General features: G+C 56.1%; 19 protein-coding genes. 6 read left to right on the top strand and 13 right to left on the bottom strand.

The features are described 5' to 3' along the window. Window positions 1–12 precede the first annotated feature (12 nt). The gene (locus tag AC5JPW_RS25705; RefSeq protein ID WP_494244332.1) at window positions 13–1,500 is read left to right on the top strand and encodes a carboxypeptidase M32; all 1,488 of its coding nucleotides are present in this window, start codon (window positions 13–15) and stop codon (window positions 1,498–1,500) included. A gap of 95 nt (window positions 1,501–1,595) precedes the next feature. On the opposite strand, the gene AC5JPW_RS25700 is transcribed toward AC5JPW_RS25705, so the two are convergent. Next, window positions 1,596–2,198: a helix-turn-helix domain-containing protein gene (locus AC5JPW_RS25700; protein WP_494244330.1), complete on the bottom strand. Its 603-nt coding sequence runs from the start codon at window positions 2,196–2,198 to the stop codon at window positions 1,596–1,598. A gap of 43 nt (window positions 2,199–2,241) precedes the next feature. Here AC5JPW_RS25700 and AC5JPW_RS25695 point away from each other — a divergent pair, with 43 nt between their 5' ends. From AC5JPW_RS25695 to AC5JPW_RS25680, 4 genes are all read left to right on the top strand, one after another. Next, window positions 2,242–2,937, top strand: coding sequence for a B3/B4 domain-containing protein (locus AC5JPW_RS25695; RefSeq protein WP_494244328.1), 696 nt, complete (start codon window positions 2,242–2,244; stop codon window positions 2,935–2,937). Window positions 2,938–3,075: 138 nt separating this feature from the next. Then, window positions 3,076–3,483 carry an acid resistance repetitive basic protein Asr gene (gene asr, locus AC5JPW_RS25690; protein WP_494244327.1) on the top strand — a complete coding sequence of 136 codons (408 nt, stop codon included), beginning with the start codon at window positions 3,076–3,078 and terminating at the stop codon, window positions 3,481–3,483. Window positions 3,484–3,573: 90 nt separating this feature from the next. After that, window positions 3,574–3,657, top strand: a complete 84-nt coding sequence (gene ydgU, locus AC5JPW_RS25685; protein WP_494244449.1) for a small membrane protein YdgU — start codon at window positions 3,574–3,576, stop codon at window positions 3,655–3,657. A 99-nt stretch (window positions 3,658–3,756) separates the two neighbouring features. After that, entirely contained in the window at window positions 3,757–4,575 is an 819-nt protein-coding gene (locus tag AC5JPW_RS25680) for a trypsin-like serine peptidase (RefSeq protein ID WP_494244325.1), read from the top strand. A 2-nt stretch (window positions 4,576–4,577) separates the two neighbouring features. On the opposite strand, the gene AC5JPW_RS25675 is transcribed toward AC5JPW_RS25680, so the two are convergent. From AC5JPW_RS25675 to AC5JPW_RS25620, 12 genes are all read right to left on the bottom strand, one after another. Further along, on the bottom strand, window positions 4,578–6,743 hold the full coding sequence (locus tag AC5JPW_RS25675) for a bifunctional diguanylate cyclase/phosphodiesterase (RefSeq protein WP_494244323.1): 2,166 nt from the start codon (window positions 6,741–6,743) through the stop codon (window positions 4,578–4,580). Between the two features lie 108 nt (window positions 6,744–6,851). Continuing rightward, complete coding sequence (gene mdtI, locus AC5JPW_RS25670) at window positions 6,852–7,181, bottom strand: multidrug/spermidine efflux SMR transporter subunit MdtI (RefSeq protein ID WP_494244321.1); 330 nt, start codon at window positions 7,179–7,181, stop codon at window positions 6,852–6,854. Beyond that, window positions 7,168–7,530, bottom strand: coding sequence for a multidrug/spermidine efflux SMR transporter subunit MdtJ (gene mdtJ / locus AC5JPW_RS25665; RefSeq protein ID WP_494244319.1), 363 nt, complete (start codon window positions 7,528–7,530; stop codon window positions 7,168–7,170). Before mdtJ ends, mdtI begins: the two co-directional genes overlap by 14 nt. A 93-nt stretch (window positions 7,531–7,623) precedes the next feature. Continuing rightward, entirely contained in the window at window positions 7,624–7,722 is a 99-nt protein-coding gene (locus tag AC5JPW_RS25660; protein WP_494244317.1) for a protein YdgV, read from the bottom strand. 195 nt (window positions 7,723–7,917) lie between these two features. After that, window positions 7,918–8,985, bottom strand: coding sequence for an AI-2E family transporter (locus tag AC5JPW_RS25655; RefSeq protein WP_494244315.1), 1,068 nt, complete (start codon window positions 8,983–8,985; stop codon window positions 7,918–7,920). A 637-nt stretch (window positions 8,986–9,622) separates the two neighbouring features. Next, a complete protein-coding gene (locus AC5JPW_RS25650; RefSeq protein ID WP_494244313.1) occupies window positions 9,623–10,384 on the bottom strand; it encodes an SDR family NAD(P)-dependent oxidoreductase in 762 nt (253 codons plus the stop codon). Window positions 10,385–10,387: 3 nt separating this feature from the next. Continuing rightward, a complete protein-coding gene (locus AC5JPW_RS25645; protein WP_494244312.1) occupies window positions 10,388–12,175 on the bottom strand; it encodes an alkaline phosphatase family protein in 1,788 nt (595 codons plus the stop codon). Window positions 12,176–12,189: 14 nt separating this feature from the next. Continuing rightward, the gene (locus AC5JPW_RS25640; RefSeq protein WP_494244310.1) at window positions 12,190–13,251 is read right to left on the bottom strand and encodes an ABC transporter ATP-binding protein; all 1,062 of its coding nucleotides are present in this window, start codon (window positions 13,249–13,251) and stop codon (window positions 12,190–12,192) included. Between the two features lie 2 nt (window positions 13,252–13,253). Further along, on the bottom strand, window positions 13,254–14,120 hold the full coding sequence (locus AC5JPW_RS25635; RefSeq protein ID WP_494244308.1) for a carbohydrate ABC transporter permease: 867 nt from the start codon (window positions 14,118–14,120) through the stop codon (window positions 13,254–13,256). Next, window positions 14,101–15,003 (bottom strand): carbohydrate ABC transporter permease, encoded by a 903-nt coding sequence (locus AC5JPW_RS25630; RefSeq protein ID WP_494244306.1) that lies wholly within the window; start codon window positions 15,001–15,003, stop codon window positions 14,101–14,103. The genes AC5JPW_RS25635 and AC5JPW_RS25630 overlap by 20 nt, the downstream gene beginning before the upstream one ends. A gap of 10 nt (window positions 15,004–15,013) precedes the next feature. After that, entirely contained in the window at window positions 15,014–16,342 is a 1,329-nt protein-coding gene (locus tag AC5JPW_RS25625; RefSeq protein ID WP_494244305.1) for an ABC transporter substrate-binding protein, read from the bottom strand. After that, complete coding sequence (locus AC5JPW_RS25620; RefSeq protein WP_494244304.1) at window positions 16,329–17,297, bottom strand: TauD/TfdA dioxygenase family protein; 969 nt, start codon at window positions 17,295–17,297, stop codon at window positions 16,329–16,331. The genes AC5JPW_RS25625 and AC5JPW_RS25620 overlap by 14 nt, the downstream gene beginning before the upstream one ends. Before the next feature lie 524 nt (window positions 17,298–17,821). On the opposite strand from AC5JPW_RS25620, the gene AC5JPW_RS25615 reads away from it, so the two are divergent. Next, window positions 17,822–18,271 carry a hypothetical protein gene (locus AC5JPW_RS25615; RefSeq protein WP_494244302.1) on the top strand — a complete coding sequence of 150 codons (450 nt, stop codon included), beginning with the start codon at window positions 17,822–17,824 and terminating at the stop codon, window positions 18,269–18,271. Window positions 18,272–18,355 lie beyond the last annotated feature (84 nt).

Here is an 18,355-nt window from a genome sequence, read left to right as displayed (position 1 = left end):
AAGCTGGTACGCATGAAAAAAAATGAAAATTATGAATCCCTTACCCGCACATTCAGTCGTCTAAGTAAATTCTCCCACCTCTCCGCCATCGCCGGATGGGACATGTTCGCCATGATGCCCCCAGGCGGTAGCACCGCACGTGGTGAAGCCCTTGCCGAACTCGGCGTGTTACAACATCAGATCCTGACCGATAAGCGCGTCGGCGAGTGGCTGCACAATGCCCTGTCAGAAGATCTCAACGATGTGGAACAAGCCAATCTGCGCGAAATGACCCGCCATTATCAGCAGGCCGCGTTGCTGCCAGAAAGCCTGGTCGAAGCCAAATCACTGGCAGGAAGCAAGTGCGAGCACGCCTGGCGTAGCCAGCGTCCGGCGAATGACTGGGTAGGTTTTAGTGCCAACCTGAAAGAGGTGGTCAAGCTGAGCCGCCAGGAAGCGCATATTCGTGCAGAGGCCAAAGGCTGCTCACCTTATGACGCGCTGCTGGATATTTTCGAACCGGACATGACCAGCGCCAAGCTGGATGTGCTGTTTGCTGACCTGAAATCCTGGCTGCCGGATCTGCTGGCAAACGTGGTTGAGAAACAGTCTCGCGAGACGTTGATTGCCCCGCAGGGTCCCTTCCCGACCGCCACGCAGCGTGAGTTAGGGCTGGAGGCGATGACGCTGTTGGGCTTTGATTTTAACGCCGGACGACTGGACGTCAGTGCCCACCCGTTCTGCGGCGGTGTACCGGAAGATGTCCGCATCACCACCCGCTACGACGAAAACGAACTGCTCAGCGCCCTGTTTGGCGTGGTCCACGAAACCGGGCATGCCCGTTACGAGCAAAACCTGCCGCGCCAGTGGCTGGGTCAGCCGGTTTCGCATGCGCGTTCTACGGCGATTCACGAATCCCAGAGCCTCTTTTTTGAGATGCAGCTTGGGCGCAGCGATGCGTTCCTGAAACAGCTTCTGCCTGCCATTGTGCAGCGTTTTGGCGCGCAACCGGCGTTCGAAGAGAGCAACTTTATTGCCTGGAACCAGCGCGTGAAGCCGGGCTTTATCCGGGTGGATGCCGATGAAGTGAGTTACCCGGCACACGTGATTTTACGCTACGAGATTGAACGCGCGTTGATTGACGGCGATATCGACGTGGACGACATCCCGGGTCTGTGGAATGAGAAGATGCAAGCCTGGCTGGGCTTATCCACCGAGGGTAACTACCAGAACGGCTGTATGCAAGATATTCACTGGACCGACGGTGGCTTTGGTTACTTCCCGTCTTACACCCTGGGTGCGATGTACGCCGCACAGTTGTTCAATGCCGCCCGCACCGCCCTGCCGGGGCTGGATAACGCCGTCGCCAACGGAGATTTCTCCGCGCTGTTTGACTGGCTGCGTCAGAACATCTGGCAGCACGGCAGCCGCTTCTCTACCGCACAACTGATTGAGCAAGCCACCGGCGAAGCCCTGAACAGCCGCTACTTCCGTGATCATTTGACGAAGCGTTATTTGTAAGAGTACCCGGAGCCGCTCAGGCGGCTCGCTTTACTCCCTCGCCCCTTTTGGGGAGAGGGCCGGGGTGAGGAGAACACCCGCACCACTGCCCACCACTATTGCCCCCGCTCGCTCACCGTCATCACAAACACCACCTCACTTTCCCCGGCATTGCTGTAGCCGTGTGGCGCATCGGTCTTTGCCACCGCCGAACTGCCAGCCACAATCTGCCAGGCATCCTCATTCACCGTCAGCGTCAACACACCGGACATCACATACAAAAGCTCCGTCGTCCCCTCGGGATGACCGGGCGACGTAAACGTCTCCCCCGGCATCAACCGCCACTCCCACAGTTCCAGCATATCCGGGCCACTGGACCCCGCGAGCAACCGTGCGCTCCCGCCTTTGTCCCCTTGCCACAGTTCAGGAATCGCCTCGGCAGCAATCAGGTGAACCGGAGGCGCGCTGGCCACGTTGACAAAATCCGCCACCGAAACCCCCATCGCCGCCGCCAGACGGCACAACAGCGCAATACTCGGGTTCGCCCGACACCCTTCGATGTCCACCAGCATCCCTTTGCTGATCCCGGCACGGCGCGAAAGCTCATCCAGCGAGATTTTTTTCAGTTTACGGTAGAGCTTAATGCGCGCAGAAACCGCTTCATTAACGCTCTCCACGTCAGCGCCCGTCACGGTCGGTATATTGACTTTTTTGGTCATCGGTCGATATCATGAATTAAATTGGTCATTATAGGATTATCCCGTGTCTGCACTCTCACCGTCAATCAGCCCAGAGATTTATCACCTTGCCCCAGGATTTCGTGCGTTAAGCATTCAGGTTAAGGCAGCACCCATTACCCACGCGTCCGTGGGCGAAATAGCGCTTAAAGATGCCTGCACTGCGGTGCTGGCGGGCGAACCGCACTGGGCGCAGGCGCATCTCGATGCCTGGGCTGAGACTTTTAAAGCCTTCGGTGCGAAACCTAAACGCACGCCCTGTTCTGCCGAAGCCTTACGAAAACGGGTGCTGCGCGACGGGACAATGGCTGCGCTGGATCCGGTCGTCGACCTCTACAATGCCGTGAGTCTGCGTTATGCCATTCCGGTGGGAGGTGAAAACAGCGCGGCCTACCAGGGCTCGCCCCGGCTGGTCATCGCAGAAGGCACCGAAGCCTTCGACACGCTAAAAGAAGGTATGTCCACCGTGGAACATCCTGAGGCAGGTGAAGTGGTCTGGCGCGATGACGCCGGAGTGACCTGTCGGCGCTGGAACTGGCGTCAGGGTGTGCGCACACGCCTGAGTGCATCCGACGCAGACATGTGGTTTATTCTCGAAAGCCTGCCCGCCATGCCGCTCGATGAACTGTTTGCCGCCGGTTCCATGCTGACCGATGGCCTGCAAGCCATGATGCCGGGCGTCTCCTTCGACACGGCCTTATTGTGTGCAGAATCAGCGTAAAAGCCCCATTCCTCGCTTTGTACAATACGTTACACGCCGATACCAATGACTCACGGAAGCAATGTGTTTACAGGGATATAGTATTTTCAACGGCCCCGCAGTGGGGTTGAATGAAAAACCAAATTCGAGGATATCAGAATGAAAAAAGTATTAGCTCTGGTTGTTGCCGCTGCTATGGGTCTGTCTTCTGTTGCTTTCGCTGCTGATGCTGCTACCACTACGGCTGCTCCTGCTGCGACCACAACAACCACTACCGCTGCACCGGCTGCTAAAGCGCCAGTGAAAAAAGTTCACAAACATAAGAAAGCCGCAGTACAGAAAGCTCAGGCTGCTAAAGTGAAAAAACACCACAAAAAAGCTGCTGCTAAACCAGCTGTAGAGCAGAAGGCTCAGGCGGCTAAAACCACTAAGCACCACAAAAAACACGTGAAACACGCTGCTAAACCGGCTGTTGAACAGAAAGCTCAGGCGGCTAAAACCACCAAGCATCACAAAAAACACGTGAAACACACTGCAACTCAGCCGGCTGCACAGCCAGCTGCATAAGTGACCGCGTAGTACCTGCCTGTTGTTGAGGTAGAGTCTGACACCGGCGCTGAACCTTAGGGTGAAGCGCCGTTTTTCTCTGGAGGGCCTATGATGCGACGTTACCGTTTTGAGTTCATTCTGTCATTGCTGATCATCTGTGCGCTCATCGCCTTCCAGTTCTATCTTTCCTGATGTAGCACGCTGATTTTACTCCCACTTTCCTGCCGTCCCGTCTATAGTTAAGAACCAGGGTTTACTTTAAAAAAACATAATTACCCACCAGAGTGAGATATGCGAAAAACCGCTGTGCTATTACTGGGATCGATTTTTCTTTTCTCCGCTAACGGTCATGCTGATGATGGCAACGAAGACGCTATTAGTGCCCGGGATGTGAAAACCCTCTTTTTTGGGCAGGACGACAGGGTTCCTGTCTCTGCCCCTACGCGCTCCCCGTGGGACGCCATCGGACAACTGGAAACCGCGAGCGGTAATCTGTGTACCGCCACGCTGATCTCACCCCACCTGGCGCTGACTGCCGGGCACTGTCTTTTAACGCCGCCGCACGGCAAACCCGACAAAGCAGTAGCCCTGCGTTTTGTGTCGCAAAAAGGGAGCTGGCGTTATGAAATTCACGGCATTGAAGGCCGCGTGGATGCCTCTTTGGGTAAACGGCTGAAACCCGACGGTGACGGCTGGATTGTCCCTGCTTCTGCAGCATCCTGGGATTTTGGTCTGATTATTTTGCGTAATCCACCTTCCGGCATCACACCGCTGCCGATATTTGTGGGAGACAAAGATGCGCTGACCGAAGCCCTGAAAGTGGCACAACGCAAAGTGACGCAGTCGGGTTATCCGCTCGATCATCTGGAAACCTTGTACACCCACCACGACTGTCTGGTGACAGCTTGGGCGCAAAACAGTGTGCTCTCACACCAGTGCGACACGTTACCGGGCGACAGCGGTTCACCGTTAATGCTGAAAACGCCGGAAGGCTGGCAATTGATTGCGGTTCAGAGCTCGGCTCCGGCAGCAAAAGATCGCTGGCGCGCCGACAACCGTGCCATCTCGGTGACCGGTTTTCGTGACAAACTCGAAGCGCTGGCGAAATAATCTCACCCCTGCAGCTGCTGGTGGCGCATCTCCAGGATGTGTTCCAGCGGCATTGGCTCACTGAAGAAATATCCCTGAAGCTGGTCACATCCGGCAAGGCGTAGCAGCTTCACTTGTTTTTCATTTTCCACCCCTTCAGCCACCACTAACATTCCCAGAGCGCTCGCGATGCGGATCGTCCCGCTCACCAGTGCAGATGCCTGTTCATCGTCATCCACCAGCCCGGCCAGTGATTTGTCGATTTTGATGGTTTCAAAGTGGAAGCGGCGCAGGTAGCCAATGCTCGAATAACCGGTACCGAAATCATCCAGCGCGACCGCCGTACCCAGCGCTTTCAGGTTGGTAACGGCAGAGTGTGCACGCTCCGGATTTTCCAGCACATAGGTTTCGGTGACCTCCAGTTGCAGGCGGGCTGCCGGAAAACGGGTACTGTCAAGCGCACTGGCGACTTTGTCTTCAAACTCCGGATCGCGGAACTGCGCCGGGGAAATATTCACGGAGAGTTTGAGGTCGCTGAAAGGCTCCAGGTCGCTACAGGCACGGCGCAATACAAACTGCCCCAGCGCGTAAATCAGCCCACTGGTTTCGGCAATGGAAATAAATTCGTCGGGCTTCAGTTCCCCGCCAGGGCGGCGCGGCCAGCGTACCAGTGCTTCAACGCCAATCATCGCCAGGCTCCGGGCATCGACAATCGGCTGATACCAGACGTCGAACTCATCGCAGTCCAGACCACTACGAATGTCGTTCTCGATCATCAACTGCCGCTCACGCGCACTGTTCAGTTCGGCATCATAGTGAGTCACACGCCCCTTACCGGTACTTTTGGAATGGTACATAGCAATATCGGCACGACGGAACAGCTCTGAACTCGAGCTGGTCAGCAGGGTACCGCTCGCAATGCCGATGCTGGCGCCAATATGAATCGTCCGTTTGCTCACCTTAAGCGGGGCATTAAGGGCTTCCAGCGCTTTAGCCGCAAAATCGTCCGCCTTCTCTTCCGCCCAGGGGCCGCTGATGGTCATGGCAAACTCATCCCCGCCCATGCGGACCAGAGTGCCATCGGTGGGGACTTTTTCCTGCAATATCTGTGCAACGGTGACAATCAAACGGTCGCCGACGTCGTGTCCGTATATGTCGTTTACATCCTTAAAGCCATCAAGATCGATAAACACCACGCTGATGCGATTGGTGTCGCCCATCGCGCTTAAGTGGTCCAGCTTCTCAATTAATGCGCGACGGTTAGGTAATCGACTGAGCCAGTCGGTAAACGCAATCCGACGGGCAATTTTCTCCCCTTTTGCCAGTTTGTAGAGCCCGGCGCTGCTCAGCACGATAAACAGCAAAATCAGCCCCGAGGCTAACATGGCAATCTGGCGAATATTATCCGCTGCGGCGTTGGCCGCTTCTACACCAGGCAGGCGGGGATTCCAGTTCAGCCAACCCAGCACTTCCCCCGCCGAACTTTCAAGCGGTACGCTGGAGAGATCCGGTTTTTCAGGCGTGAAGGCCAGACCGGTTATCTGGAAGGTATCGCCTAAGTCAGTCAGGATTTGTCTGTTGAGATGGCGGGTGATAACCAGATAGCGACGCATCACTCCTATCCCTTGTAACTGACCAATCATGGGGCGAATAATGCTGATACCAACAAAGGCGACTCCGTCCCGCGTGCGGGTGATCCCAGCGTAAATCTCATTTTTTGTCTCCAGCCCGGTGGCATTATTTCGAATCAGCGCCTGCAGGCCGTTACCAAAAAAATCGAGCGACTGCTCATTAAAGGGATGGCTGCGAAATGATCCCCACAGCACCTTAAAGTTTTCATCCAGCACAAAGGTGCCGTCATACAGATTGTTGATTTTGAATCCGGCACCCCAGGTATTGTAGAGCCACTGGGTGTCCAGTTGGGGGCGATACACTTCACGCACCGCGTCATCCCAGACGGCATTATCCACCACCAGCGACTTTACCCGGTTTACCGAGGTCTGAATCGCCCCTTGTACTGATAAGGCCGTGCGGTGTTCGTCAATTTCATTGGCTTTGGTACTAATTAGATGCAAAGAGAGATACAACAGGGCAACGATAGAAATAATCAGTCCGATGCCCGCCATAAAAACCATGACGAACAGCGTTTTTGCGCGAGGAATATTACGCCAGCTAAACGGGTTCAACATTCACACCTCAAATCCTGGGCGGAAAAAAAGCATACGTTTTTGTTGGGGTTAGCTTAAGCGTAATACAGGAGAGAAAATTCGCTGCCCCTAATTCAGGCAGCGATCACATCACGCGAGCTTAATCAAAATCATGCCGAGGATTAACAGAATAACCCCTGCCCACCCCTTTTTATTCAACCGCTGACCAAACAGGATCCAGCCTGCGGCAAGGGTTGCGGCGATACCGAAACCGCCCCAGAGAGCGTAAGCGACTGACAAATCGATACCTTTTACAGCCTGTGACAGCGCACTAAATGCGGCCAGCACCGCCACCAGGGAGCCAAAACCATAGAGTTTATGGCGAAAACCAGCAGAAAATTTCAGTAAGATATTGGCGATAATTTCAAGAATAATCGCCAGCGCCAGCCAGGCGGCGTGAATCCATTCAAACTGTTGCATCGGCTCGCTCCTTTTTTGCCGCGTTTACACTGCGGGTGCCGGATTTAATCAGCACAATCCCGCAGACCAGCGTTGCCAGCCCGGCCACTTTTGTTGTTGTTAGCGTCTCACCAAAAAGGGTGACGCTGAAAAGGGTAATCAGCAGGATGCCAATCCCTTCCCACAGCGCATACGCCACGCCAAGAGCAATCTTTTTAACGGCAAAGGAAAGTAAAATATAGGAGACGGCGATCATCACCAGCATCAAAATAAACCCCGCGTTGCCGCCGGATTCGGTTGCCCATTTCATCGACAATGTGCCGGTAATTTCAGCCACAATGGCCAGTGCTAATAATATCCAGTAAAACATGGTTCTTCTCCTGCTCGAGAATAAATACAGCAAGACTTACCCGCGTGGGGAAGCCAAAAAATAAAAAGTAAAAATCAGGCAGAAAGCAGGAGACTACAGCGCGTTGCGCCAGTGTTGTTCACCGCACAGCAGGCAGGTAATGGAGAGTTGGAGGGAACGACCAGAAATATACGACCTGAACAGATTATCCATAAAATTACAATTTCCGCGCCTTGCTTCTCATCGTGGCGGAACGATTGTCCTCAGTAGTCAAACACGGCTCATTTTTACCATGCGTGCGATTTTACTCATATGCGATTTGCAATTCTTTACGCCAAAAACAAGCGCTTAGTCAGTTATTATGACTGGCCCCCTGCTTCACCAGAGGGCCATTAAGAATAAATCTGATTACTCTCCGGCTTTTTCTGCCATCGCCCTTTCTTCCGCCAGTAAATTCCAGGAAGAGATAAACAGGCCGGCAATCATGGGTCCCAGTACAAATCCGTTAATACCGAAAAATTGTAGCCCACCAAGCGTGGTGAGCAGGATTAAATAATCCGGCATGCGGGTGTCTTTCCCCACCAGTAACGGGCGCAGAATATTATCGGCCAGCCCAACTACAATCACGAAATAAAGCGTCAGCGCAATCGCCGTTCCCGTCTCACCCGTCGAGAAGAGAAAAATCACCGCTGGCACCCAGATGATGGCCGTGCCCACCGCCGGGATCAGCGACATAAAGGCCATCAGCGCCGCCCACAACAGGCTGCCGTTAAAGCCCGCAAACCAGAAGGCTGTGCCCCCCAGTCCGCCCTGTACAATCGCCACCACCAGGGTCCCTTTCACCGTCGCCCGAGAGACGCCGGCGAATTTATGGAACAGGCGACGTTTAATTTTATCTGTCAGTGGGATTGCGACAAATATTTTGCGTACCAGCTTTGAACCGTCTTTAAGTAAAAAGAACAGCAGGTAGACCATCATACAAAAGCCGATCGTCAGGCCGAGGGTATTCTTGCCGATAATCACTGCACTGCCCGCCAGATATCGCCCGGCCCCCAATGCCGCACCCGAGATTTTTTCGCGGATGGTGCTGACCGAATCAAAGTCGTTATCACGCAAATAACTTTTTGCCCAGTCTGGTAAATAACTGATGCCATCGCTTAATAATTGCGGCAGATCGGTGGTGTTACTTTGCAGGCGCTGATAGAGCGCATTTAATTCAACGATAAGTGATGAAATCACCACCATCAAGGGAATAAAGACAATCACGCAGATCAGTGCGACGGTGAGTAATGATGCCACGCCATCACGCCCACGGAGTAATACGCTCAGTTTAATGCGTAGCGGGTAAAAAATAAGCGCCAGGATTACCGCCCAAATTATGGCCGAATAATAAGGTTGAATCAGGGTGAAAAACCCTACGCTGACCAGTAGCAACAATACAATAAAAAAGAAATTATTCACTTTCAACGTCGTCATATTCGCCATCCATTGGTTAATCTGTTGATAAGTGTAGTGCGTATCTTATTGATTGTAAAAAGTATGCCTTCCCCCTCTCCCTCAAGGGAGAGGGTGCCGTCCGTGCCTGAATGAAGCTCGCTTTTCTCCCTCGCCCCTTTGGGGTGAGGGGAAACAGGCCGCACAATTCCACATGCTTTCCAGCAGCAAATTCATGTTTTCTGAAATGCAGTCACTCGCAGCGAGGGTTTTCTGGTCCGGCTGAAAATCGATGAGGCGTTGACGGCTGACCGGGGCCGTCCACATGGATGTGGACGGAGGGGATGGCCTGCAGGGACGCAGGCTCGGTCCCCGACCCGACAGTCAGACGGCATAAGACGAATGCACCGCGTCAGCGGCGATTTTCCCGGCCGGGAGCCTGGGTTGCAAGGGAGGCGGCGGCGAGCCTCCCTTGCACGTTCACGTGTGGAGGCGCTTCATGGGAGCATTGACACCGTAAGGTGAACGGAACAATACCGCTGAGCCACATATTCCCCCTCACCCTAACCCTAACCCTAACCCTAACCCTAACCCTAACCCTAACCCTAACCCTAACCCTAACCCTAACCCTCAGGGTGAGGGAACCGAGCGTGTAATCCCGCCTACAGTGACCGAACATCTACACCAACCTGATCCCCGCATCGACAAAAAACTGCGACCCCGTGGATCCACGGGCATCATCGGATGCCACAAACAGCGCCATCGCTGCCACATCGCGCCCTTCCAGCACAATATCCAGCGACTGCATCGCCGCAATCTCCTTGTCGGATTCCGGCGTACGCCACAGCGCATGCTGACGTGGCGTCGAAATCGCCCCCGGCACAATACAGTTCACCCGGATACCTGACGGCCCGAGTTCCCGCGCCAGCGTCTGGGTCAGCCCCACCACTGCCGCTTTCGATGTGGTGTAGCCCGCCATGCCGGGGCGACCTTTCATAAACGAGGTGGAACTGGTGAGGATGATCGCGCCGCCGTGACGTTCTTTCATCAGCGTCGCCACTGCCTGGCTAGCGAAGAACTGATGATCGAGATTCACCGCCAGACTCTCGCGCCAGCCCTCAGGCTCAATCGTCAGCGTGTCGGTGCGGTCATCACGGGCAGCGTTATTGATCAGCACATCAATGCCCCCTTCCTGCGAGGCAATCTCCGCAATAACTGCCCGCAGCGCAGCGATGTCGCGCAAATCCACGGTGTGAAAATGGCTCCCTGTCTCCTGCGCCACCGCAGATCCCGCCTGGGTATCGATATCGACAAAATGCACCCGGCTTGCCTGCTGGCTAAAGGCCCGCACCAGATCCGCGCCAATACCGCTCGCCCCGCCGGTAATCAGCACCACTTTGCCCTGCAAACTCCCGTAACGGGTATAACAATGATCGGTCATCTCTTACTCTCCGGACGCAAGCAACGCCTGCATTATAGTGCCGTCGAGGGTATCGCGTTTTACATCCAGCAGGTAAGCAATGGTGGCTCCGGCATCGGCCATGCGGTACGGGCCATACTTGTGGCGGTCGTGGTAATAGCCCTTGCGGATCCCCGCGCCCCAGGCCAGCAGCACCCCGTAATTAGAGGTGTGCGCCGTCTCCGCCGTTGGTTTTTGCGGACCGTGATTGGCTCCCGACGTAACCACCGGGCAGATGTCCTCCCCGGTGATGCTGGTTCCCCACACAAAACCGCTGTCGTAAGTAAAGAGCACATCGCCCGCCTCCTCGCCCCAGTAGCCCGCGCTGGCGGCGTCTTCTTTGCGCAGCGCCCAGGCCACGGCGTGACGCGTGTTGCCGTTATGGCTGATTGACCAGTTCCGCAGCAGGTGCAGCACCTTGTCCTGCACGCGACCATACTCCGCCTGCGGCACAATGCCGTGTGGCTCACGCCCCGCAAGGTTGATGTAGATTTCCAGCCCACCACGCTGATCCTTCAGCCAGACCTGGCTTTGATTGACCACCGGCAGCCCGGCTGCATCCAGCATAACCAGCCCGTGTTTTGCCAGATAGCGGTTCACGTCACACATAAAATGGTTCGGCACTGCCCCGTGATCGGAGGCCAGCAGCAGCGTGGTGTCGCTGTCCACACTATCAAGAATGCGCCCGATGGAGCGGTCCAGCACCTGGTAACACGCGCGGATCACCGCCTCATAGCGCGGGGCCTGTTCTGGGTCATAAAACGGTGAACTCGGGTCATATTGCCCAAGACACAGGTGGTGCGACTCATCAATCAGATGGTGCACCGCCGCCCACAACGCAAAGCCATGTTGATGGGTTAAGCGCACCGCACTTTCTGCCAGCCACAGCGACTGGTTTTCTGCATCCTGCAACGTCGAGGAAAGATACGCCTCATCCGGGGAGGCTTTTACCGCCCACTGGCTGTAAAACGGCCCGAGTTCATCGATAAGCGTCTTAGCCAGCTTTTCGTCAGAGGCAATGCGCTTTGGGTAAGTGACTTCGCTCTGAATCAGTTCAATATGCGGCGCCAGACTTGCCAGCCAGAAACGGACTTGCCCCCCTTCAGCAGCGCTACCGAGCGGCAGCCAGTCGCTCCACTGCCCCTGTTGCAGGGTGATGGATTCACCCGCTGCGCTCAGCGTCAGTGTCTCAACGTTAAGTGACAACGTCACGCCATCAGCATGCGCGGACTGGATTTTCAACCGGTAATCGCCCTGTTCACCTTCCACCAGCGGCTGCCACAGCCCTTTGTCGTGATAGGCCAGCGGCGATGAGGGTGGCCAGCCGAGCGTCTGCTGGCGCGTTTTCGGCGGCGCGTCGAAACGCACAGGGTCGGTGGTAAATATTGCAGGCGTGGCAAAGGTGTACGGACAGGGTTCCGCCGCCGACCAGTACGGCGACAGGGTGAAATGCGGTTCCGGTGAGGCCACGCTTTCCGGGAAGTGCACCAGGGCGGCTCGCAGCCCCTTCTCTTCAAGGCGATTTAACAACGCCTGCGTGCGTTCATAATCCGTGGGTTGCGCCTGCCCGCGCCAGGCGGTGCCCGGTGCCTGACCGGCAATAAAACTCGCCCAGTTCACATCGCCCCAGGCGGAGATATACGGCAGCAGCTCGGTCGCCGCCCCTTCGTTCAGCATCCGGCTGATGTGCAGCAACGCGCCCTCAGCGGCAAATTTCTGAATCAGCGGCATCATGAGTCCATCGACGCCAAACACAATCACTTTCCTGCTCATTCCATTCCTCAGTATTAATTCAGTCGTGCGCCGCTGTCGGCATCAAACAGGTGGGCATGGCGGACATCCGGGGCAATTTTAAGGGTTTCGCCCGGCTGGGTGGTCACGCGCTGGTGGAACAGCGTGGTCACCTTTTTCTGCCCGATGTTGAGCAAAATCTGGGTTTCCGACCCGGTCGGCTCCACCACGTTAACCTGCGCATCAATAGCGGAGCCCGGCGTCAGCACAAAGTGCTGCGGGCGCACGCCATAGAGCACCCGTTGCCCGACATCCAGCCCGGTGTGTTGTGCCACCGGCAGCGCAATGCCGTCATCGGTGAGCACCACGCCCTGCCTCTCCACTCGCCCGCTGAACAGGTTCATCGACGGCGAGCCAATAAAACTGGCGACAAAGGCGTTCGCCGGGCGGTCGTACAGCTCCAGCGGCGTGCCGACCTGCTCAATGTGCCCGTCGCGCAGCACCACGATGCGGTCGGCCATGGTCATGGCCTCGATCTGGTCGTGGGTGACGTAAATCATGGTGGTATTGAGCCGCTGGTGCAGCGCTTTGATTTCGGTGCGCAGTTCCACGCGCAGTTTGGCATCGAGGTTGGAGAGCGGTTCGTCGAACAGGAACAGGCGCGGATGGCGCAAGATCGCCCTGCCCATCGCCACGCGCTGGCGCTGCCCGCCGGAAAGCTGCGACGGTTTGCGCGCCAGCAGCGGCGTCAGCCCTAAGGTTTCTGCCGCCTGCTGCACCTGTTTGTCGATTTTCTCTTTCGCCACCCGCTGCATTTTGAGCGAGAAGCCGAGGTTCTCCGCCACCGTCATGTGCGGGTAGAGGGCGTAGTTCTGAAAGACCATCGCCATATTGCGATCCTGCGGTGAGAGATCGTTAATCACCTCGCCGTCGAGCACCAGTTCGCCGCCGTCGATGCTCTCCAGCCCAGCAATCATACGCAGCAGGGTGGATTTTCCGCAGCCGGACGGCCCCACCAGCGCAATAAACTCGCCGTGGTGAATGGTCAAATCGAGACCGGGAATGATGGTCTGCCCGTTAAAGGTCTTTGCGATGTTGCTTAATGTCAGGGTTGCCATGATTAATCCTTAAGTCCACCGGCGGTCAGGCCGTGTACCAGATAGCGGCGCACCAGCAGCGTAAAAGCCACTACCGGGAGCATCACCAGGGTGCCGCTGGCGGCGATTTTGCTCCACTCCCACCCTTCGTATTGCAGGAAGTTCACAATGGCGACCGGGGCCGTGATGGCGTTGGTGCGGGTGAGGATGAGCGCGTAGAAAAAGTCGTTCCACGAGAAGATGAAACAAAGAATGGCGGTCGCCGCGAGGCCGGGTTTCACCAGCGGTAACGACACGCGCCAGAAGCTGCCCCACAGCGAGCAACCGTCCATCCACGCCGCCTCTTCCAGCGCCACCGGCACGGCAGAGAAGAAGGTCTGCATCAGCCAGATAACTATCGCCAGGTTAAAGGTGAGATAGACAATTGCCAGACCGATTATCGTGTCCTGCAGGCCGAGCCAGCGAAAGGCGAGGAAGAACGGAATGGTAAAGGCGATGGGCGGTGCCATGCGGGTGACGAGGATCCACAGCGCCACGTAGCGACGGGCGCGAAAGCGCCAGCGGGTCAGCACCCAGGCAGCGGGCACGCCCAGCAGCAGCGAGAAGACCGTCGAAATCACGCTAACCATCAGGCTGTTGCCAAACGGCTGCAAAAAATTCCCGGCGATCAACTGGCGGTAGGCTTCCAGCGTCGGCGTAAAGAACAGCGTCAGTTCGAAGGCGTCCATCGACGGGCGCAACGACATAATCACCATCCACAAGAACGGGGCGAGGAACAGTATGAGCACCAGTAATGCCGCCAGCGTGCGCTTGCCTTTGAAGCGCCAGGTCTTACGCCGCACGGGGGCATACGCTGCCACCCTGCGTTCGTCAGTTTGTTGCACTGTCATCGTTCCACCCCGCACGGCCAATCAGCCAGCTTAAAATGAACACCCCGACCAGGATCACGACCGCAATGGCGCTGCCGTATCCCCACCAGGAGAAGTTGAAGGCCTGGATGAAGCCGTAATAGTTGGTGACTTCGGTGACCGACCCCGGCCCGCCGTCCGTGAGGATGTAGATCAGCGGAAAGGCTTTGAAGCTGTCGATCAGGCGAAAGAGGATGCACACCGCCAGCACCGGTTTAAGGTGCGGGAAGACGATGTAGCGGAAAATGTTAAACGACGATGCGCCGTCCAGACTCGCCGCTTCCCGCGGTTCGTTGGGCACCATTTGCAGCGCCGCCAGCACCATCAGCATGGTGAAAGGAAACCACTGCCAGACGTCCGCCACCACAATCGCCCACAGCGCTGTATCCGGGTTGGCAATCAGCGAATTGAGCGGAATATCAAAGCGCTCCAGCACCTGATGCAGCGGGCTGATGTCCGGCGTGTAGATGATTTTCCAGATCAGCGCGACGATGATCGGCGGCAGCACCATCGGGATCAGCAGCAGCGTGCGCACCCCGTTGAGCAGCCGCGACGGACCGTTCAGCAGCAGCGCCAGCAGCAGGCCAATCAGCACCTGGAACACCACGCTCACCACCGACAGCTTCACCTGAGTGACCAGCGAGTTGAGGAAGCGGTCGTCATGCAGCAACTGCTGGTAGTTCACCAGCGGGTTGCTGAAGGTGAAGGTTGCCGCCGGGTTGGTGAGGCTGAACGGCGTGAGGCTGGTTATCAGCAGTGCCGCCGCCGGGACCAGGGTTAGCAGCGTCAGCACGGCGAGCGACGGCGATAACCCCAGCAGCCAGGCGGTGCGCTGGCGGTGTCGCCAGCTTTTAGGTTGTGCCATCACATCCACCTTAAATTTTCGCGCCTGCGCGTTTCAGATCCGCAATCGTCCCGGCCTGCGCTTGCGCCATCGCCTCTTTCGCAGAAAGCTGCCCGGAGGCAATCAGCGCAATGGCCTTATTCAGTTGCTGATCCACCTGCGGATAGAACTCAACGGTGCGGTACTTCATGTAACCGCCCTTGCCTGCCTGGTCGATGGCATCAATGGACAACTGCGCCAGATCGACACCGTTGATAACCTGCTTACTGCGAAACACCTGCGAGTCGATGTCCGTGCGCCGCGTCGGCGAACCGTATCCGGCGGCCAGCGCTCGGGCGGTCATCTGTTTCGAAAGCGACCACTGAATAAAGGCCCAGGCTGCCTCTTTGTTTTTCGAACCGGCCGGAATTCCCAGCGCATGGGTTGCCATGCCAGGGAATGCCCCTTTCGGCCCGCTGACCATCGGCCCGAAGTGCGCCGTTTTCAGGGTGCGCGAGGTCTGCGCATTGCCAAGCTGCGCCAGATAGGTCTGGCTGGCATCGGAGAAGTTCACCTTGCCCTGTTTCAGCGCCTGCAACGACTGGTCTGCGGTATAGGTGATGCCACCGTTCGGGCCGAAATCGCGGATCAGGCGAGCAAAATAGTCCGCCGCCTGCACCGCTTCCGGGGTGTCGAGCGTTGGGAAGAGATCGTCCGGCGGCGTGCGGAACACGTTGCCGCCGAAGGCCTGCAGATAGGGAATAAAGGTCCAGCCATAGTGGTTGTCGGTTACATACCCGGCCACGCGCTCTTTCTTGTTCACCGCCTGCAACACCTTCACCAGGTCATCAGTGGTTTTCGGGAACTCCAGCCCGGCCTGCTGGATGAGGTCAAAGCGTGACGACCCCGCCAGCATGGCTTCCACCACGTAGGGAATGCCGTACAGCTTGCCGTCGCGCCCGGTTTCTGCCGCCAGGGTGGCGGGCAAAAAGTCCTGCAATCCCCAGTCGGCCGGGGTCAGGTTCGGATTGGTGATGTACTCATCGAGTGGCGTCAGCCAGCCTGCGTTGATCCAGCGACTGGTGTAGATAAAGGTGACGTTGACCACGTCATAGGCCGACCCGCGCGTCGACAGTTCGAGGTCAGCGCGCTGGTTGTAGACCGGGAACGCGGGGGTATCGAGCTGCACCTTTGCCCCGGTCAGCGCTTCAAACTCCGGCAGCCACTGGCGAATCAACTGCGGCCAGGCGGTGCTGAAGGTGGAGACGTTAAGCGTGACGCCGTCGTACTTGCGCGCCACGTTTGCGCCACGCGCGATGGCCGGGATCATGCTGTAGACCCCGAACGCCGCCATGGCTTTGAGTAAATCACGACGCTGCATAGTTCACTTCCCTGTCCTGGTTTTCAGTGCCGGAGCCGTTGGCGGCATCCTGCGGGCGGGCCACGGTGCGGCTGCGGCTGCCGTCAATGGCGACGGCCTGCTCACCTTCGATGGTGACGCGGCGCACGAGGCGCGGCTGGTCGCCGTAGTCGTTGACGGCGTAATGCTGGGTGCTGCGGTTATCCCATATCACCACGTCGTCCTGCTGCCAGTTCCAGCGCACGGTATTTTCGAGGCGGATAATGCGGTTTTGCAGTAATTCAAAAAGCTGAGCTGATTCGCGGCTGCTGAAGCCAACGATTTTTTTCACGAAGTGGCCGAGTAATAACGCCCGCTCGCCCGTGACCGGGTGAACATGCACCACCGGGTGTTCGGCTTCCCACACGGATGAGACGAAGACTTTTTGATGGTGATTAAGACGATGTTCTTCGGTGACAATACGTTCTGCCCCGTAGTCGTAGTTATTACTGTGAACCGCACGCAGCGAACCGACGAATTGTTTTAAGGATTCCGGCAGTTGTTCGTAGGCTAATACGGTATTGGCCCAGACGGTGTCGCCGCCATATTCCGGGATGGTGACGCCGCGCAGAATGGATATTTTCGGGAAGGCATCCACAAAGGTGACGTCGGTGTGCCAGGAGTCCGCCCTGCCACCACCTTTTGAGGCATCCAGTTCGAACAGTTTGGTGCCCGCAGGCGCTGGCACCGTGGGGTGCGCCACGATTTTGCCCAGACGCGCACCAAAGGCCTGATGGGCCTCATCCGTTAAATGACTCTGTTTGCGGAAGAATAAAACCTTATATTTTACGAGTGCATTTTCTATTTGCTGAATATGGTTATCATCGAGTTCCGCCGAGAGCGAAATATTGCGCACTTCTGCGCCGATGTTGCCCGCGACGGGGCGAATATCCAGTAAATCCGTATTGAGACGGGCAATGTTGCCTGATGCGGTCATGGTTGTTTTCCTTCAAAATTGTCCGGAAAACCACTCTAGTAATAAATCTGACGCGAATAAAAAGACTATTTGGTAATAAATATATTAAGCACTTTTGACTAAGCTAAGTTGAAAATTGGGATTACAAAGCAACGTGGTGGAATATGTTGTATTAGTAGCGCGATTAAGGCAATTGGTTTTTGATCGCGGTCAGATTATGGGGGGATTGTGTTGCGGGGGGATTAAATCGATTTACTGATTAGCGCGTATTTTAGTGCAGCGGATATATTAACCCGTCGCACAAGGTTATTAATGAATTTCGAATACGTTATATTTTTCGGGTATATAAATTAACGTTGTTTGCCGGGAAATGTAAAAGTGAAAGGTTGTTGCTTTGTGATTTTGCGAGCCTGCTTCCGGGAATGCGGCTTGTCACTCCATTGATATCATTGTATCTTTTCGCCGCGCCTGTAAAATCAGGCGCCGGGATTGGAACCCTGGACAAATCTTATCGGTGACATTAACTCTTACTCAAGGTTGCCAATATGATGACTGTTTCTTCAACCCATAGTTTATTAACCCTGCCCTTTAACCACGCCACCGATTTCACCGAACTGGCCGACAACTGCGAACGCTTTGTCGAAGTGCTGGTCGAGTCTGACGATCCCGCTGAAAAGCTCGCCCTTTGTGGTCGTCTGTCCGCTTGCCTCTCTATATTGAAACAGACGCTGTATGAACCTGTGCCAGAGCACCTGCGCGATTATTTGACGATTGATTCGTGGCCGACTCGCTTGCCGGAGTTTAACCCCGAGAGCGATGCGCTCTGCCGCTATTGCGAAGAACTCGCGCAGTTAACAATGCAAAACTCGCTGACCGATCAACAACGGAGAGTGTTTGAGGATCTGCTGTTTGAGCTGGTGGGGTATTTTAGCGACAGGTTGAAAGCACCGAGATGGATGAGGACGCCGGAGGGTGTGGTGGAGATTGAGGGGTAAATAGTTCAGGTAATTTGTCTACCCTATCGATGTAAGAACCAGGGGGATGATTTAGGTAGGCCGGGTAAGCGAAGCGCCACCCGG

It is taken from the genome of Phytobacter sp. (assembly GCF_059074235.1).
Note: the sequence above shows the minus strand (reverse complement) of the source record. Positions and strands in the feature narration are given on the sequence as shown.

What these genes read in the sequence shown, in the direction of transcription:
- AC5JPW_RS25630 (WP_494244306.1), bottom strand. Translation starts at nt 15,003, where the DNA reads ATGGCACAACCTAAAAGCTGGCGACACCGCCAGCGCACCGCCTGGCTG.
- AC5JPW_RS25635 (WP_494244308.1), bottom strand. Translation starts at nt 14,120, where the DNA reads ATGACAGTGCAACAAACTGACGAACGCAGGGTGGCAGCGTATGCCCCC.
- AC5JPW_RS25675 (WP_494244323.1), bottom strand. Translation starts at nt 6,743, where the DNA reads ATGTTGAACCCGTTTAGCTGGCGTAATATTCCTCGCGCAAAAACGCTG.
- mdtJ (WP_494244319.1), bottom strand. Translation starts at nt 7,530, where the DNA reads ATGTTTTACTGGATATTATTAGCACTGGCCATTGTGGCTGAAATTACC.
- ydgU (WP_494244449.1), top strand. Translation starts at nt 3,574, where the DNA reads ATGATGCGACGTTACCGTTTTGAGTTCATTCTGTCATTGCTGATCATC.
- AC5JPW_RS25620 (WP_494244304.1), bottom strand. Translation starts at nt 17,297, where the DNA reads ATGACCGCATCAGGCAACATTGCCCGTCTCAATACGGATTTACTGGAT.
- mdtI (WP_494244321.1), bottom strand. Translation starts at nt 7,181, where the DNA reads ATGCAACAGTTTGAATGGATTCACGCCGCCTGGCTGGCGCTGGCGATT.
- AC5JPW_RS25660 (WP_494244317.1), bottom strand. Translation starts at nt 7,722, where the DNA reads ATGGATAATCTGTTCAGGTCGTATATTTCTGGTCGTTCCCTCCAACTC.
- AC5JPW_RS25615 (WP_494244302.1), top strand. Translation starts at nt 17,822, where the DNA reads ATGATGACTGTTTCTTCAACCCATAGTTTATTAACCCTGCCCTTTAAC.
- AC5JPW_RS25700 (WP_494244330.1), bottom strand. Translation starts at nt 2,198, where the DNA reads ATGACCAAAAAAGTCAATATACCGACCGTGACGGGCGCTGACGTGGAG.
- AC5JPW_RS25640 (WP_494244310.1), bottom strand. Translation starts at nt 13,251, where the DNA reads ATGGCAACCCTGACATTAAGCAACATCGCAAAGACCTTTAACGGGCAG.
- asr (WP_494244327.1), top strand. Translation starts at nt 3,076, where the DNA reads ATGAAAAAAGTATTAGCTCTGGTTGTTGCCGCTGCTATGGGTCTGTCT.
- AC5JPW_RS25650 (WP_494244313.1), bottom strand. Translation starts at nt 10,384, where the DNA reads ATGACCGATCATTGTTATACCCGTTACGGGAGTTTGCAGGGCAAAGTG.
- AC5JPW_RS25655 (WP_494244315.1), bottom strand. Translation starts at nt 8,985, where the DNA reads ATGACGACGTTGAAAGTGAATAATTTCTTTTTTATTGTATTGTTGCTA.
- AC5JPW_RS25625 (WP_494244305.1), bottom strand. Translation starts at nt 16,342, where the DNA reads ATGCAGCGTCGTGATTTACTCAAAGCCATGGCGGCGTTCGGGGTCTAC.
- AC5JPW_RS25680 (WP_494244325.1), top strand. Translation starts at nt 3,757, where the DNA reads ATGCGAAAAACCGCTGTGCTATTACTGGGATCGATTTTTCTTTTCTCC.
- AC5JPW_RS25645 (WP_494244312.1), bottom strand. Translation starts at nt 12,175, where the DNA reads ATGAGCAGGAAAGTGATTGTGTTTGGCGTCGATGGACTCATGATGCCG.
- AC5JPW_RS25705 (WP_494244332.1), top strand. Translation starts at nt 13, where the DNA reads ATGAAAAAAAATGAAAATTATGAATCCCTTACCCGCACATTCAGTCGT.